A 17,205-nucleotide genomic window follows, 5' to 3' on the forward strand; every position below is an offset into this window, starting at 1 on the left:
CCGTGCCCTCCTACGATTCCATCGTCGTTGGCGAGGACTGGATCAGTGAGCACTACTTCACCACCGACTCGCCACGGGAGTCTTTCCAAGGCAAGGTGATCGAGCTGCGCAAGCAGTGGGATGCCGAGGCCGCCGAAGGCAGGGACACGGTGCGCCGTCGGCTGCTGGGAATGGCCGGTGAGGTGCAAACGGCGCTGTCGACGCTGGCCGAGAACCCCGACGGTGCCGCTGCGGCGCACACCCTGATCCGGAGCGCCCTCGGCTTCCCCGAACCGTTGGTCGATTACACCGGTCAGCGCGCAGGCACCGAACTGCGTCTTCCGCTCGCGCAACTCGCGGGCGTGGCAAGGACGCTATTCCTGCAAGCCGCGCCCGTCGAGACGATCGACGACCTGCTTGACCCGGGGGCCGGGCTTCTGCTCCAAGCGGGCGAGGAGGACAACAAGCCCATCGTCTCGGTGTCGAAGGCGGTGTCCGCGGCGTTCCGCGCCGACGATCCACCCGCCTTCGTTGTGGTGCAGGCCGGTCAGTGGGTGCTGCTGGCCGAGGCGCAACGCTGGGCTGAAGGGCGGTACCTGGCGGTCGACCTGTTGGTGGTCACCGAGCGGCGCGAAGAGAAACGCGGTGGCGAACTCGACCGCACCGCAGCAATTCTCGGCCGGCAGGCTCTGGTGCCGGATGCCGACGGCAACATGTGGTGGACTGGCGTCCTGGAGGATTCGGTCAAGCACACCGTCGGGGTGTCGAAGGATTTGCGCGAGGGCATTCGGCTGTCGATCGAGATCATCGCCAACGATGTGGTGCGCCGTCGGGCAGCGAAGGACATGCCACTGGATCAGATCGACGCCCAGCAGTTGGCCAAGCACGCGCTGCGCTTCCTCTACCGAATCCTGTTCCTGCTCTACGCCGAAGCGTCCCCCGAGTTGCGCGTGCTGCCTTCAGGCGCACCGGAGTACGGCGAGGGCTACGGTCTGGATCGGCTGCGCGAACTCACCCTGACCGAGCTGGTGTCACCGACTGCGAAGTCCGGCACGCACCTCTACCAGTCGCTGGCGACGCTGTTTCGGCTCGTCGACGTCGGCCACGCTCCGCGCACCGCGGAAGCCACCGGCGGCGACGATCCGGCCCCCGGTCTCGAGTTCAACGCGCTACGCGCGGACCTCTTCAGCCCGCAGGCCACCGCGCTCATCGACCACGTCGGCCTGAGTAACGAGGCTACCCAGCATGTGCTGCAGCACTTGCTGCTGTCAAAGGAGTCGAAGGGCCGCAAGGGATCCGACCGCGGGTTCATCTCTTATGCCGAACTCGGCATTAACCAGCTCGGAGCGGTGTACGAGGGGCTGATGTCCTACACCGGGTTCTTCGCCGCCGAAGACCTTTATGAGGTCGCCAAGAACGGCGATCCGGAGAAGGGGTCCTGGGTGGTGCCGGTTTCGCGTGCTGATCACCTGTCGAAGTCGGACTTCGTGACGACGTTGGACGAGGCGACGGGGGAGCAGTTCCCGGTCGTCCACGCCAAGGGCACCTTCGTCTTCCGGCTCGCCGGGCGCGAGCGTCAGCAGTCGGCGTCGTACTACACGCCCGAGGTGTTGACGAAGTTCGTCGTCTCTCAGGCGCTCGAGGAATTGCTCGACCAGAACGACGAGCGCACCACTCCCGAACAGATCCTGGGCCTAACGATCTGCGAGCCCGCGCTGGGATCGGGGGCGTTCGCGATCGAGGCGGTGCGCCAACTCGCCGCTGAGTACCTCAAGCGTCAACAGGAGGATCGCCACGAGGTGATCGATGCCGACAAGTATCAGGAGGAGTTGCAGAAGGTTAAGGCGCACATCGCCCTTCACCAGGTGTACGGGGTGGACCTCAACGCGACCGCCGTGGAACTGGCTGAGATCTCTTTGTGGTTGGACACGATGGTCGCCGGCCTTCAGGCCCCGTGGTTCGGCCTGCACCTTCGCCGCGGCAACTCGCTGATCGGCGCACGCCGTGCGGTCTATGCACCGACGCTGCTGGCCAAGAAGGCGTGGCTGACCACTGCCCCGAACGACGTCCCGTTGGGCGATGAGATCGGTGCGGGCATCCATCACTTTCTGGTGCCGTCACACGGCTGGGGTGGGGTCATCGACACCCGCGAGGCTGAGACGTACGCGCGGGACAAGCGCGAAGAACTGCGGTTGTGGCGTAACGGGATTCGCGGCAACCCCAGCGCCGCGATCAAGAAGCGTCTAGCGTCCCTTGCCGAACGCGTCGAGACGCTGTGGGGATTCACGCTACGGCGGTTGATCATCGCCGAGTCGGAGATCCGCCGGAGCATCGATGTGTGGGGACTTGAAGCGAATGAGTCGGCCGAGAAGGCTGTCACCCGCGAACAGATCGAAAGGGTGCTGCACGACGAGAACGGCGCCTACCGACGTCTACGCCGCGTGATGGACGCCTGGTGCGGGCTCTGGTCCTGGCCCCTGACAGTCGACATTGAGCCGCCGGACTGGGATCAGTGGGTTGGTGGACTCGAAGCGATCCTGGGCGTGCCGCCGAAAGCGGGCAAGTTCGAGAAGTACGGACAGATCAGCCTCGCGGGCGACCTCAGCTGGGAAGAACTCGACCTCGCCGAAGACACCGATCATACTTTTGCGCAGGCACTTTCGATCGAGAAAGCGCTCGGTGGATTTCCTTGGCTCGAGGTCGCCGAGTCGATCAGCAAGGCGCAAGGCTTCTTCCATTGGGAGTTGGATCTCGCGCCCGTGTTCACGCGTGGGGGCTTCGATTTGCAGGTCGGCAACCCACCGTGGGTGCGGCCCGACTGGGACGAAGGCGGCGTACTCGCGGAATTCGACCCTTGGTGGCAACTTGCCGACAAGCCCAGCGAAGCGGTAAAGGGGGCCAAGCGCTTGGCGTTGCTAGAACAGCCCGGGCCTCTTCGATTCTTGCTCGACGAACGTGCGACTCAGGCTGGGATTACGGATCATCTTGGCTCTGGTGTGGATCGGCCAGTCTTGACTGCCTTGCAGCCCGACCTGTATCGCTGCTTCATGGAGCGGACTTGGCGGTCGATGGCCTCATCCGGCATCGTCGCGCTGATTCACCCTGAAAGTCATTTCACTGAGCTTCGGGCAAAGAGCCTTCGCCGAGAGACGTATCGACGTTTGCGACGGCATTGGCAATTTCGAAACGAGGACAAGTTGTTTGCCGAGATCAAGGATACGCGGCAGTACGGTGTCAACATCTACGGAGTTGATCGCGGCAACGTTGAATTCCTTCAGGGCGCTTCGCTCTTCCACCCCGAGACTGCCACTCGTTCACTCCTGCATGATGGATCCGGCCCTGCGCCAGGAATCAAGAATGCCGAAGATAAGTGGGATTCTTCGCCGCATGGCGACCGGATTGTTCGTGTCGATCAAGCACACTTAGCCGGCTGGGCTGCTCTCATCGACGAGCCTGGAACTCCGCCGGATGAGGCCCGCATGTTGTATCCCGTGAATCGAGAAAGCGCCGAAGTACTCGACAAGATTGCGGGGGCACCGCGGCTCGGTGAGATCAAGTTCGAATGGACTGCCGGATGGCATGAGTCGGCTGACCGCAAGCGCGGATATTTCGAGTCCGCTTCAGCCATTCCTGACACGTGGGATCGGGTGATCCTTCAGGGCCCGAATCTAACAGTGGGGATGCCGCTTTTCAAACAGTCAAACGAGACCATGCGGAGCAACCAAGACTATTCTCTCATCGACCTCGATGAGGTCAATGAGGATTTCGTCCCTCGAACTAACTACCAGGTCAGTACGTCTTTTGCCGAATTTAAGGCTGCAGATGCTATTTGGGCCGGAAAGCCGAGTGCAAGCTATTACCGTCTAGCATGGCGCGAGATGTGCGATGTCGCCACAGTGCGCACGTTGCACTCGGCGTTGATCCCGCCGGGGCCAACGCACATACACACCATTCACTCAATTGGTTGCATTCCGCTAGTTGATCTCGTCGTGTCTTCAGGAATCCAGGCCTCAATTGTTTCGGACTTCTTCGTAAAGGTCTCGAGCTCTGGGCATTTGAAGTCGAGCAACTTTTCGAAGTTGCCGCACATTCGCGACCACCGTCTTGAACCGCAGATCATCCTCCGTACCCTTCGTTTGAACTGTCTCATTCGCCCTTACGCACCCCTCTGGGAAGGGCTATACGTCGAGGCATGGCAACAAGATTCGTGGGTCCCTCACATCGGCGTCGACTCCCCTCACCGGTCGCCGCTTGGCGCAATTAACCCTAAGTGGGAGTGGGCGACCCCGTTGCGTCGCGCCAGCGACAGGCGCCAAGCTCTGGTCGAGATCGATGCCATCGTCGCGATCATGCTCGGCATCACGGCCGAGGAATTGCTCACGATCTACCGCACCCAGTTCCCGGTGCTGCAGAAGTATGAGCGCGATGCACTTTACGACGTGAACGGCCGCCAACTGCCGGGCAAGCTGGCGTCGGAGTACCGCAAGAAGGGAGCGGTTAAGGCGGAATACCTGACGGTCGATGGCGTCACGTATGTCGAGCCGTTCGTTGGTGTTGACCGTGAGCGCGACATGGAGTTGGCGCATAAGCACTTCAGCGATGTCGCGGGCGCATGAACAACGTGTCCGTAGACGCTGCGAAGTTCGAGAAACTCGTCGACGCCGTTGTCGCGCTCGATCCGCAACCGCGGAAGCAACGGTGGGTCGGCCTCAGCCTGTGCATTGTCGATGCGGTGTGGAGTATCGGTGCCCACTACGACAACGTCGTCGTACCGCTGGTCCGCAGCCTCGCCAAGGAGTTCGGCGTCGAGCAGCCGACCATCCCGATGAGCGAACCGATCGGCACTGACCCATTGCCGCTTACTCGCTTGGTCGACTTGAGTGCCGATGAGTTGATTCGACTCACCAACTGGCAGAACACATCAACCAGGGGTGGAATTCGAAAAGCCGACGCTGTACTCCGCCACATCGACGTATTCCGAGCGCACGGCGTCATTGGCCTGGCCGATGCGATTGCGTTGTTCGACGATGAAGAGCGCTTCACTATCGTGAACGCGGACCTGCGAACGATCCCCGGTGAGGGTGCGCACGCGGTGCGGCGTAACTATCTCTGGATGCTCATCGGTCAGGATGATCTGATCAAGCCCGACCGAATGGTATTGCGCTGGTTCAAGCATCAGGGAGTGGTCGTCGACCCGATCGGTGCGCGCGAGCTCATCGCCGCGCTCGTACCGGCCGTTAGCGACAGGCTGAAACGACCAATCACCGCATGGGAGATCGATCACACACTGTGGAACGCCGGACGAGGTATGTAACCGATGGGCGCACTCCTTCCTACCCTGCAGGCCGAACACCTCCGTGAAGGCCTTACCGACTACCTCGCAACAACGTTCGCGCTCACCGACCCCGACGCGCAGTCAGCGCTGACGGACTTCGTCGGCGACTCCGACACTGGAATGTTCAAGGGGCCCTACGTGCGGCTGCGGCTGCCGTTCGCCCCGGCCGGAGACGACTGGGCCGAGCACCTGGACTGGTGGCCGCAAGACTTCACGCCGTACGGACATCAGGCTAGCGCTTTCGCGCAACTATCGACCAAGCAGGGGGACCGCCCGCAACCTACGCTAGTAACCACAGGCACCGGGTCCGGCAAGACCGAGGCTTTCCTCTTCCCGATCCTCGATCACGTTCTGCGCGCGAGGAAGTCGGGCGTCACGGGGATGAAGGCGCTGATCCTCTATCCGATGAATGCGCTCGCCAACGACCAGGCCGAGCGGCTCGCCAAACTCATTGCTGACGATTCCGCGCTGGCCGCCGTCACCGCGGGGCTATACACCGGCGAGCAGTCCAGCGGCGGGCGCACCAGGGTGTCGGCTGACGGGCTGATCACCGACCGCGCGCTCATGCACGACGCGCCGCCAGACATCCTGCTCACCAACTACAAGATGCTCGACCACATGCTGCTGCATCCGCGCCGCGCCGACATGTGGCGGTTATCCGCCGAATCACTGCAGTACTTGGTGCTCGACGAGTTCCACACCTACGACGGAGCGCAGGGCACCGACGTCGCCATGCTGCTGCGTCGGCTGGGCCTCACGCTGAAGAGTCACTGGACCGCGACGTCGCGAGTGACCGACGCCGACAGAGCGCGCCCGCTCGGCCGGATCACCCCGGTGGCGACGTCGGCGACGCTCGGCTCGCGGGCGGCGCCGACGGCCATGCGCGACTTCGCGCACACTGTGTTCGGCGAGGCCTTCAACGCCAACGCGGTGATCGACGAGACGCGACTGACCCCGGACCAGTGGCGCAGCGCACGCCTCGGGAGCCGCGACGCCGAGTGGAGGCCCGTCGAACCAGGGCTACCCGACGCCCTCGAACGGATTAAGGCCGCAACTGACACCGCTAGCGACAACCAGGCCATCGCCGCCGCGGTGTTCGCCGAACTCTTCGAGAAACCTACGCAGCCAACCACCCCTGCGAGCGGATCGGACTTAGACGTTGCGGACATACTCGACCAGCTCAAGCGCCACCGATTCATCCAAGCGGTTCTGGAGGGTTCCGTCGACGCGGTGTCGCTTTCCGATTTGGCCGACCGGGTGTTCCCGGCTGTAGCCGTCGACCGCGATGCCGCACGCACGCACGCCACGCGAGTCCGCTTCCTGGAGTTCGTCTTCGCGATGCTCTCGCACGTCCGCGCGGAGGCGGGCCGCGGGGCGCTCGGCGTCGATGTCCACCTGTGGATCCGGGAACTCAGCCGCGTCGACCGGGCCGTGCGCGCCGCCACCGAATACCGCTGGTCCGACGATGGCTCGCTGGCCGACGACCACGAGCTCTACCTTCCTGCGGTCTACTGCCGACATTGCGGGCGCTCTGGATGGGGAGTCCGCCTGGCGCCGACGGGTGCCGCGCTTGACGTCACCGACGAGGCGATCCGCGCCGACCACGCCGCGGGCGCGTCCCGCTTCCGCGCGCTCATCTCCGCGCCGGCCGAGGCACAGGTGCCAGGTGGCGTCGAAGGGCTGCGGTGGTTCCACCTGGATCACCGCGAACTCCTAGACACCACACCGGATCCCGAGAGCGCCGACATCGTCGACGGACGGCTGCTGCCGGTGCTCACCCTGGTCGGCACTGAGGCCGACGAGCAGTCCAAGGAGGACGTGTGCCCGGCCTGCGGGGCCACCGACGGCATCCGGTTCCTGGGCAGTGCGGTCGCGACCCAGCTGTCGGTCACGCTGTCGAACCTGTTCGGCGACGAGAACCTCGACGCCGCCGAGAAGAAGGCGCTGATGTTCACCGACAGCGTGCAGGACGCCGCGCACCGTGCCGGGTTCGTGCAGGCCCGCTCGCACACCCTTACGTTGCGCACCGCACTGCGGAGTGCACTCGGCGATGGTGAACTCGACCTCGATGAGTTGAGCCAGGCCGTCATCGCCCGCGCGGGTACCGACCCCATGCTGCGCTACCAGCTGCTGCCACCCGACATCGTGGACCGCGACGAGTTCGTCGCGTTCTGGCAGGCCAACGCCCACTCCAACTCGCGACGCGCCGCGGAGAACAAAGCTAAACGGCGGCTGCGGTTCGACATCGACCTCGAGTTCGGGCTGCAGTCCCGCACCGGCCGCACCCTGGAACTCACCGGCAGTGTCGCCGCCGAGGTGTATCTGGGTTCGCCGCAGAAGGCGCCGATTCTCGGGCGCCGCGCGCTCGAGCGTGCCGATTCAGCCCAGCTCCCGCTGACCAGGGTGCCCGACCAGGCACTGGCACGCTGGGTGCGCGGCACGGTGGAGCGGGTGCGAACGCGCGGCGGTATTCACCACGAGTGGCTGCGGCCATACCTTGAGAAGAACGCCAACCGCTACCACGTCTGGGGCGGCCGGCCGCGCGGCCAGGGCATGCCCGCGTTCCCGAAGGGCCGTCCAGCACCGGCCTTTCCGGCGGTGAAGTCCGGAACCGGGGGGTTGCCTGAGGGTTTCGATCCGATCACCGCACCCTCGTCCTGGTACGCCCGATGGACGTCGCGATGCCTGGACGTCAGCCCGCAGGACGGCACCTTCCTGGCGAAGGCACTGTTCGCCGAACTCGCCGAGCAGATGCTGCTGGCGACCCTCACCACCGAAACCGGCTCCACGGTCTACGGTTTGGCGCCCGCTACCGTGCACGTCAGCGCGCCTGCCGTGCCGGAGCTGCTCGACGCTCGGCATCTGCTCGCGTGCGAGATCTGCCAGACACCCGTACCCGGCAGCACCACCACCGTCGAGGAACTCGATGGCGCACCGTGCATCCTAATCCGCTGCCCCGGCCGGCTCCGCCGAATTCCCAAGGCCGACAACTTCTACCGGCGACTCTACGACTCGACCGCGATGAAGCGCGTCGTCGCGCGCGAGCACACGAGTCTGCTCCCGACCAAGACGCGGCTCGACTACGAGACCGCCTTCAAACGCGGTGGCACTGACCCACAGGCGCCCAACGTGCTTGTTGCGACACCCACGCTGGAGATGGGCATCGACATCGGCGACCTGTCCACCGTCATGCTCGGATCGCTGCCCCGGTCGGTGTCGTCCTACCTGCAGCGCGTCGGCCGCGCCGGGCGGCTCACCGGGAACTCGCTGATCTTGGCGTATGTCCGCGGCCGCGGCGAACACCTCCCGAAGCTGTTCGAGCCGCTGTCCGTGATCCAGGGTGAGGTTCGCCCACCTGCGACGTTCCTCAGCGCCGAGGAGATTCTGCAGCGCCAGTACGTCGCCCACATCGTCGACCAGTTCGCCCGCGACCCGCAGGTCGAGCCACCGACCGATGCGCGCTCGGTCCTTGGCGACGATGGCGAGGACAGTTGGCTTTCGCGCCTACTGGAGACCGCAGCGACCGACAGCGCCGCACTGCTCGACCGCTTCCTGGGCCAGTTCGGCGAGCACCTGAGCGCGCATTCGGTTGCGAGCCTGCGGGCCTGGGCCAGCGGCCCGCCCGAAGGAGGACCGAGTGGTCTCACACAACGGCTGATGGCCGCGAACCATCAGTGGCGACTGGACCTCGACGAACTCACTACCCGCCGGATAGCCGTCGATGCCGACCTGCCCGAGTTCGAACGCCGCGCCTCGTCACCGGCGGCCACCGACGACGACCGGCGCGCCTACAAGATCGCCAAAGGATCACTCAAACTCCTTGGTGCACAGATCAACTCGCTGACACGGGACTACTGGATCTCGGTGCTGGAACGTTACGGCGTGCTGCCGAACTACACGCTGCTCGACGACGCGGTCACGCTCGACGTGGGCGTCACCTGGATCGACCCAGACAGCAACGAGTACATGGGCGAGGAGCTCAGCTACCAGCGCGGCTCACGCGTGGCGCTCACCGAACTCGCCCCTGGTGCCACGTTCTACGCGCAGGGTCTCGCCGTAACGATCGACGCCGTGGACCTGGGCACCGGTGAGTCCAACATCCACGCCTGGCAGGTCTGCCCGCAGTGCGGGTGGGCCGGCACCGGGCCATCCGGCGCCGCGCCCGCACCGGTAGCGAGCTGTCCCCGCTGCCACAGCACCGCTATCGCCGACGTCAACCAGCACCTGCCCGTCGTCGAGATGACACGGGTCTCGGCCGAGGTCCGCCGCGACGAGGCCACCATCAACGACATGCGCGACAACCGCAAACGCGAGCCGTTCACCGTGGTCACCGCCGCCGATGTCGACCCCACCCAAGTAGGCCGCACTTGGTTCAGGTCCAGTTCGGCGTTCGGCGCGGAGTACCTGCACCGCTTGGACATTCGGTGGATCAACCTGGGCAAGCGCACGTCGAAGGGCAAGAAGCGGCTGATCGCCGGGCAGGAATCGGCAAGCGGCCTATTTCGTGTGTGCGCAGCCTGCGGCCAACTCGACGCGGCCGCAGGCCGCAATAGCCGCTACGAGCACCGCACTTGGTGCCGGCTGCGCGACTCGCCCAGTGAGGACATCCGTGACATCGCCCTGGCGCGCCGGCTGCGAACGCAGGGTGTCCTGCTGCACCTGCCGCCGCAAATGGAGTACGACAACTTCGCCCACCCCAGCCTCGCCGCTGCGATCCTGCTGGGCTTGCGCCAGGTGATCGGCGGATCGCCCGAGCATCTCGACGTCGCTACCATCAGCGACGCACTGTGGGCACCGGACCGTCGCGCACTGCTCATCCACGACACCGTCCCTGGTGGCACCGGTTATCTCGCCGAGTTCTCTGATCACACAAAGGTTTTCGCGGTGCTCGTCGCCGCCCGCCAGATCGTACGCGAATGTCCGTGCCGCGACGAGGCCCGTCTCGCCTGCCACCGCTGTCTGCTGCCGTTCGCCGCGCCCTACGACATGGACAAGGTGTCCCGGCTAACCGCCCTCAAGCTCCTCGACGACATTCTCGACGTTGGTTCCCACGCGACGCCCGACCTTGCGGACTGGACGGTTGAGGTCACTGAAACGGCGCCACCACCCACGCCGCTCAGCGACGAGTCGTTCCTTGAACGAGACTTCTACAGCGCGTTCATCGCTCGGCTCAAGTTCATGGGTGCAGCCGTCGTCGAGAAGCCCGGCACGTACGGGCCGTCGGCGACCATCACGCTGCAGGGCAGCACACCGCGCAAATGGTCACTGCGGCCGCAGATTTCGCTTGGCTTCGTCAAGCCCGACTTCGTGCTGCAGACGGCTGATCCCGAGATTCCGCGAATCGCTATCTTCGCCGACGGGCGCGCCTTCCACGCCGGGACCGAAGACCGCAACCGAGTCGCCGATGATGCCGACAAGCGGGCCGCGCTCCGCAGCGCGGGCTACCTCGTGTGGTCGTTCGGCCACGAAGACCTGCAACGCTTCAAAGCCGGTGACACCGAAGAGCCCGCCTGGTTCGACCAGAAGGCGGCGAGCTTTGTCACCAGCCGGTTCCACGTGCAGCCCGGCCTGATCCGCCTTCTGTCTAAGGACCCGGTATCACAACTACTTGAGTTCATCGTCGCTCCAGATGTGGAGGCATGGCAGCACTTCAGTTCCTGGATGCCATATCTATTCGTGCGCAACGACAACCGCATCCACTCCGACTCCGACTGCGTCGCCGTTGCCGCACGGGCCGTGCTCGAAGGATCGCCCCCCTTCACCGAGGCGGGAATCGATGTCTGCTGGACCTACGTGGCTGGTGGAGTCACGGTCGCGACAGGTGTCCACAGCACCACCGAACCGCCGCGCGCAGTCCTCGCCGTCGACGATCGCGAGGACCGTCTGGAGTTGCTTGACGGCCAAGCGTGGAAGGAGTGGTTACGGCTGTCGAACTGGCTGGGGGTCAGCGACCGACACAGGGTCACCACCCACTCATTGCTCGTCGCGGCGCCATCTGCTCCCGACGTCACTGAAACGGTTGACCTGGCACCAGAGTGGCAGACAATCTTCGATGAAGCTGTCTCAGATACCGAGCGAGAGCTCATTATTGCGCTCGCCGATGCCGGGGTTGCAGTCCCGGAGTTGGGCTATGAGACCGATCGCGGTGACGTCATTGACATGGCTTGGGTTGATGCCCGGATCGGCGTGTCCTTCGAGTCCGGCGAAACTCCTCGCGGTTGGACTCTTTGTCCGGCGGATGTCGAGCAGGTCGTCGCGATGTTGCAATCGAATGGAGTGATGTAAGTGGCGAACTTAGTCATTGCGTCGAACAGCAAGGCGATGTCCAAGCTGGACGGCTCAATCAAGAATAAGGTGTACGACTTCTTCGAGAAGCTCAGTGCCGATGACACCCAACCCTCGCTGCACATCGAACCGATGAAGGCTGCCGTCGACTCCCGGGTTCGTACAGGGCGTGTCGATCTGCACTATCGCGCGGTGCTGTTCCGGGTGGACGACAAGTCGAGCGGACCCACGTACATCTACATGGGAACGTGGGGACACGATGAGGCGATCAAACTCGCTGAACGAGCAACGCTTCGGGTCAATCCGATCAATGGAACGCTCGAAGGATTGATCGGTGAACCGGCGGCGACGTTGCCTGCTGCAGACACGCCCGCACCACCCCCGACGCCTGCCGCCGAACTTTCCTATCTCGCAGGTGTCGGGTACGCCCTGTCTGACTTGACGGACAGGTTGGGTATCAATACCGCGGTGGCGGAGCGAGCGATGGCGGCGCCTAACGAATCGGCGCTCGTCGATGCTGCGGAAGGCGCACTGGACTGGGAAGGCAGTGCGCTACTCGACTTGGCGACTGGCATCGCGATCGACACCATTCGCGAAAAACACGGCTTCACGGACAAACCTGTCGACACCAACCTGGACGAAGACGCAAAGATCATTGAGGCTCTTGACCGGCCAGCCTCCAAGATGCAGTTCGCCTATATCGAGGACAACGACGAGTTGCGCCGCGTGATCGAAGGCGGTGATTTCGCGGCGTGGCGGATATTCCTTCATCCCGAACAACGGAAGTACGTCGAGGCAGACACAAGCGGCGCGTTCAGGCTGTCCGGGGGAGCCGGCACCGGAAAGACGGTCGTGGCGATTCACCGCGCGCGGCGATTGGCGAAGTCAAATTCCAAGGCGCGCATCATTCTGACGACATTCAATACCGCGCTTGCTGACGGGCTTAAGGCAGACTTGTCAGCGCTTGACCCAGATGTCGTGATCGCTGACATGCCTGGGGATGTCGGCGTCTACGTAGCGGGAATCGACTCCCTAGCGAAAGCGGTCGTCGACAACAACTGGTCCTACGCCAACACTGCATTTCAACAAGTGTTTGGACGCAGCGGTGTTGTACCGCCGCAGCGCACCTCGTCCTACGCCGTCTGGCGTGACGTCGCCGCCACAGTCCAACCGGGATTGGACGCCAAGTTGGCGACACCCGGGTTTTTGGAGAGTGAGTACATTGCCGTGGTTCTCGCGAACCGCATCACCACGCTCGAGCAGTACGCAAAGATTCCGCGACCCGGTCGAGGAGTGCGGCTAAGCCGCCCCCAGCGCATCGCGGTGTGGAACCTCGTCGAAGCCTATCGACGACAAAGTGACATGGACGAGACGCTTAGCTTCCCTGAGGTACTTGCGCTAGCGGCGGAATCGTTGCGGATAAGATCGGAATCGGATGGCGGCCACCTCGCTGATCACGTGATTGTTGACGAGGGACAGGATCTCCACGCCACTCACTGGGCGTTGCTCCGGGCGCTGGCGCCAGAGGGGCCGAACGACCTCTTCATCGCTGAGGACTCGCATCAGCGCATCTATGGGAGCCCAGTTATCCTGAGCCGCTTCGGGATCAAGATTGTTGGTCGTTCTCGACGACTGACGTTGAACTATCGGACCACTGCACAGAATCTTGCCTTCGCAGTGGGTGTCCTGTCCGGAGCTCACTACACGGATCTGGAGCAAGAGGACGAGAAGACGAGTGACTATCGGTCGGCGCGAAGCGGACCCGAGCCTGAGTTGATCGCCTGTGCTGACCAAACCGCTGAGCTCCAAACAGTTGCGGACTTGATCAAGAGATGGCTCGACGAGGAAAGCGTTGTGCCGGAGAGCATTGCGGTCCTGACGCGAAGCCAAGAGGAGCGGGATCGATTCGTGCGCGGGCTAGGCGAACGTGGTGTTCAGGTTCGTGCGGTCGACAGGTCGGCGGCGGTTCCGGGTCAGCCGCTGGTGTTGACGATGCACCGCGCGAAGGGGATGGAGTTCTCGCGGGTAATTCTATCGGGCGCCGACGACAAGCATGTGCCGTCGCCGGCGGCGTTGCGGCACGTCCCTGACGAGGAACGCGAAGAAGCAATGTTGCGGGAACGTTCTCTGCTTTACGTCGCTAGCAGCCGTGCACGAGATGCGCTTGTAGTGACGTGGAGCGGACAACGGTCGGAGCTGCTTGGGGCAAGTTCCTCGAAATCCGTTTTTTAGACCTGACTGCCGGATTCTTGAATACCCGGGAATGTCTGAGCTATGACCGCCACTAGTTCTGCGGCAATTTCTTGGCTTAGCTCAATGATTTGACTTGGCTTCGGCTCGCGCTTTCTGTGGTCTGACCCCAAGGTCGCCAGTCGGAGGAGCTTGCGACCTCCGTTGTCTATAACCGTCGTGTAGAGGCAGTCGACCTCTGTACGCGGCGGACGAGCCGGCTCGGTGTCGGGCTTCATCGACCGTATGAGCGCCATCTGTAAACCGTACCCGGAGATTCGTCAAGAACGCAGATTACCGAGCTGTGCACTCATTCCGCCGGCGTAGCCATTAAGACGTGATCCTGAGCTAAGCCGGCGCCATGCGCCAGTCACTACCTACCCCCGAAAGCGATTCGAATCAAAGCTGTTCGTAGTACGCACGGATTTTGTTGGCTATGAGCTTTCGCCGCTCAGAAAGAAACTCGCTGTAGTTAGCGCTCGTGACTTCAGAAAGCGTTGCGGGCAAGGCATTTTCGCTTAGATTTCGAGCAAGGTCGTCGCGGTCGTTGATCTCGCCAAGCTTGAGGAAGCCGTCCTGTATCTGCGTGTCGACCTCTGCGAGGTATGTCTGCGGGGGCTTGTTGCTGATAGCGATGTTGATCGAGGTTTCCGTGAGTGCGAAGTTCGCAACCTGGTTGTAGTCTCCCCGGTCGGGATAGCCGTTCTTCTGCAGATAATCCTTGGGAACGACGTGGTGAATGTCACCCGAGAGCTCGGTCATCTCTTTGACCGAGATGTGCTTGGACAAGAATCCCCGAGCGCCCGCTGATACTTGTGATGCGAGGAAGGTTTGGAAGTAAGGGCTCGTGACACTAGTGGTCTCAAGCGCGTTGGGGAGCACCACATTCCAAAATGCGTCGGAAAGCTCGCCCTCTTCGAGCTGCTTGAGATAGTTCACGGCTCCTTGCTGTGCAATACGCCTGATATCGAGCTCCCAGATCGTCTCAAAGCTCCCGGTGCTGCGTCCCGTAAGCAGCGATAGCACAAACCATCGCCTCACGATATGTTTACGTTCCCCCTCAGAGAGGTCGCCATCGGCACGCAGCCGGAGATAGAGCGCATAAGCGAAGTTCAGCGCATTCTTCGAGCCGATCATCTTCGGCGCGATGAAGCCCGCCGACTTGATCGTCATCAGGAAGTTCTCAAAGTTGTACCGCTTGACGATCTCGAGAAGTGTTTGTTCAAGTCGGTCGTAGGCCACGGGGATGCGCTCCTCGTCAACTGTCCGCGTTTCGGGATCGCGCCCAGATAGCTCGCTTACGATTGTTGCTGCTCGACCACGACTGAAGCCGACCAGGCCTGCTACGCGGATCACGTCACCGTAGGTCGGGTCGAACAGGTCGTCTGAGTCGTTCTTTAACCAAGCGATCGCATCGAAGTGCGGAGTCGACGCAAATTCTGGGTCGTTGTCGCGGATGTCGTCATAGACGTGGGGTGCGATCGCCAGGTGGCAAAAGTAGTCGATGAGCTTGCGAATACTGCGACCGCGCTCCCCGTACGTAGCGATCTTGCTCATGGCGAAGTCGGCGTTGCTGAGCGGCACACCCTTGCTGTTGATCCGGATAAAGATCTCGGACACAGTTTCGACGTCGAGGTCGTCGGCGAGATTGATGATCCCGATTTGGGCGTTGCGGATGTCTGCGAGCCGCTGGATGTTGTGTTCGACAGTCGCTTTGTCGGCTTCCGGATTGGCCGCAAAGTACTCGCTGATCAAGCCATATGTCGAAGGTGCATTGAAGAACTCGCTGATGTCGGAGATCCACTGTGAGTCCTTCCTCAGCACCGGCGTCAGTGTGGCGAACTCTTCCGTCAGGGGATTGAACGCAATGACGATCCGAACCTTCTTGTACTTCTTGTCGATTACCGGGAGTCCTGCCACCGCCGCACGCAAGGCCGTCACCCGCTGCTGGCCGTCGATGAGAATTTGCTGATGGGCTGCGACCGATCCGCCCTTGAGTGCTGCGCCGATCGATTGCCACGTGATGAGGTAGCCAACCGGGTACCCGTTGTACAGCGAGTCCATGAGATCACGGACCTTCACGCTGTCCCACACGAATGGCCGTTGCAGTTCAGGTATGGCAATTTGCTCACTGGCCACCTGCGAGAGCAGGTGAGACACCGCGGACTGGGTCACCGTGTATTTGGCCATGCGTCTTGGATATCAGGAGTTGGCGCCGATGTGTAGGCGTGGGTGTTGCTGTCGCCCGCTGTGGGTAACCTCCCCTGATGCCCGCGGGTGAGCAATCAGTGATGTCCGACTATAAGCGCAAAGCTTGGGTTTCACTCTTTGAGGAAGCAGCGAAGAAGTCGCCGGAGGCAAGCCGACTCGGACGGCTAGCCGACGCCGCAAGGTCACAGGTAAAGGATGTCGCCGCAAAGGCGAAGAACGGCATCACCGACAGTGTGCCGGGGGCCGACAAGGCGGTCGACGTACTGGATGCGTCAATGCAGAAGGCGTTGGCAGGTCTGCACACCACGTTCGTCGAACGAGGTCTCAATTCGGTGAGCCCCGCCACGATCTTCGCGACGTTCGCGTCGGAAGGCATGGACATAATCGTCGTACGACGGCATCCGAGAACTCGACCTCAAATTTTGCGATCGATCGGTCCCTAGACGCAAAGAGAAATACGTCGCCCTTGCGGCAAGCCAAGGAGCCGCGACCTCTCTTGCTGTTACAGGAGCTACTGTCGCGTCGAGCGTATCGGGTGGGACCACTCTTGGCGTAGCTGTGGGCGCCATCGTTGTCGACGTCACCGCTGTCATGGTCGGCATGGGGAGGATCGTCGCCCTCGTCGCCGCTCACTACGGGTATGACGTACGTGAGCCAGAGGAGCAAGTTTTCGCATCGGGCGTGCTCAGTTACTCATCGGCTGGGAGTGCCGCCGAGAAAGCCGCGTCGTTGGCGGCGCTTTCGAGGCTAACGCAAGACATGATGCGTCGAGCTACGTGGAGGCAACTCCAGCGGCACCAGATGGTGAACGTCATCCACAAGGTGGTGACATCGCTCGGATTCAATTTGACGAAAAAGAAGCTCGCGCAGGTAGTTCCAGTTGCCGGGGCCGTTATCAACGGCGGCCTCAACGCCCGCCTCGCACAGAACACGTTTAATAGGGCCCAGGCCGCTTACCGATTGCGGTTCCTCGCCGAGAAGTACGGGCTCGATCCGTCGGAGTGGGCTCCTGACGTCCTCGACCTCGAATTTACCGAGATGCCGTTAGTCGATGAAATTGTCGACGCCGAACGCGCGTCGGACGACCTTAACGATGACGCGCCGGGCCCTGACCCGTCGCATATTCCGATGGATCTCGACCGCTGACGGTCGTCATAGCATATCTG

General features: G+C 62.7%; 7 protein-coding genes. 6 read left to right on the forward strand and 1 reads right to left on the reverse strand.

The window, feature by feature from the left end:
* The first annotated feature begins 2 nt into the window (after positions 1-2).
* Genes AB4Z42_RS02435 through AB4Z42_RS02450 form a run of 4 tightly spaced genes read left to right on the forward strand, consistent with a single transcriptional unit; the run spans position 3 to position 13,831 of the window.
* A complete protein-coding gene (locus AB4Z42_RS02435) occupies positions 3-4,595 on the forward strand; it encodes an Eco57I restriction-modification methylase domain-containing protein (RefSeq protein ID WP_442007514.1) in 4,593 nt (1,530 codons plus the stop codon).
* A gap of 5 nt (positions 4,596-4,600) precedes the next feature.
* Positions 4,601-5,293 (forward strand): hypothetical protein, encoded by a 693-nt coding sequence (locus AB4Z42_RS02440; RefSeq protein WP_442007515.1) that lies wholly within the window; start codon positions 4,601-4,603, stop codon positions 5,291-5,293.
* 3 nt (positions 5,294-5,296) lie between these two features.
* The gene (locus AB4Z42_RS02445) at positions 5,297-11,599 is read left to right on the forward strand and encodes a DEAD/DEAH box helicase (protein WP_442007516.1); all 6,303 of its coding nucleotides are present in this window, start codon (positions 5,297-5,299) and stop codon (positions 11,597-11,599) included.
* On the forward strand, positions 11,600-13,831 hold the full coding sequence (locus AB4Z42_RS02450) for a 3'-5' exonuclease (protein ID WP_442007517.1): 2,232 nt from the start codon (positions 11,600-11,602) through the stop codon (positions 13,829-13,831). It begins immediately after the preceding gene.
* Between the two features lie 396 nt (positions 13,832-14,227).
* Here the strand turns inward: AB4Z42_RS02450 and AB4Z42_RS02455 are convergent, their stop codons facing one another.
* The gene (locus tag AB4Z42_RS02455) at positions 14,228-16,018 is read right to left on the reverse strand and encodes a GmrSD restriction endonuclease domain-containing protein (RefSeq protein WP_442007518.1); all 1,791 of its coding nucleotides are present in this window, start codon (positions 16,016-16,018) and stop codon (positions 14,228-14,230) included.
* 101 nt (positions 16,019-16,119) lie between these two features.
* Here AB4Z42_RS02455 and AB4Z42_RS02460 point away from each other — a divergent pair, with 101 nt between their 5' ends.
* Together AB4Z42_RS02460 and AB4Z42_RS02465 are read left to right on the forward strand one after the other, a co-directional pair.
* Positions 16,120-16,482, forward strand: a complete 363-nt coding sequence (locus tag AB4Z42_RS02460) for a hypothetical protein (RefSeq protein WP_442007519.1) — start codon at positions 16,120-16,122, stop codon at positions 16,480-16,482.
* Complete coding sequence (locus AB4Z42_RS02465) at positions 16,439-17,185, forward strand: EcsC family protein (RefSeq protein ID WP_442008097.1); 747 nt, start codon at positions 16,439-16,441, stop codon at positions 17,183-17,185. The genes AB4Z42_RS02460 and AB4Z42_RS02465 overlap by 44 nt, the downstream gene beginning before the upstream one ends.
* Positions 17,186-17,205 lie beyond the last annotated feature (20 nt).

This window comes from Mycobacterium sp. 2YAF39 (genome assembly GCF_052114565.1).
Lineage (GTDB): Bacteria > Actinomycetota > Actinomycetes > Mycobacteriales > Mycobacteriaceae > Mycobacterium.

Bases quoted from the DNA above. Each gene is read 5' to 3' on its own strand.
- AB4Z42_RS02445 (WP_442007516.1), top strand. From the start codon at position 5,297: ATGGGCGCACTCCTTCCTACCCTGCAGGCCGAACACCTCCGTGAAGGC.
- AB4Z42_RS02455 (WP_442007518.1), bottom strand. From the start codon at position 16,018: ATGGCCAAATACACGGTGACCCAGTCCGCGGTGTCTCACCTGCTCTCG.
- AB4Z42_RS02460 (WP_442007519.1), top strand. From the start codon at position 16,120: ATGTCCGACTATAAGCGCAAAGCTTGGGTTTCACTCTTTGAGGAAGCA.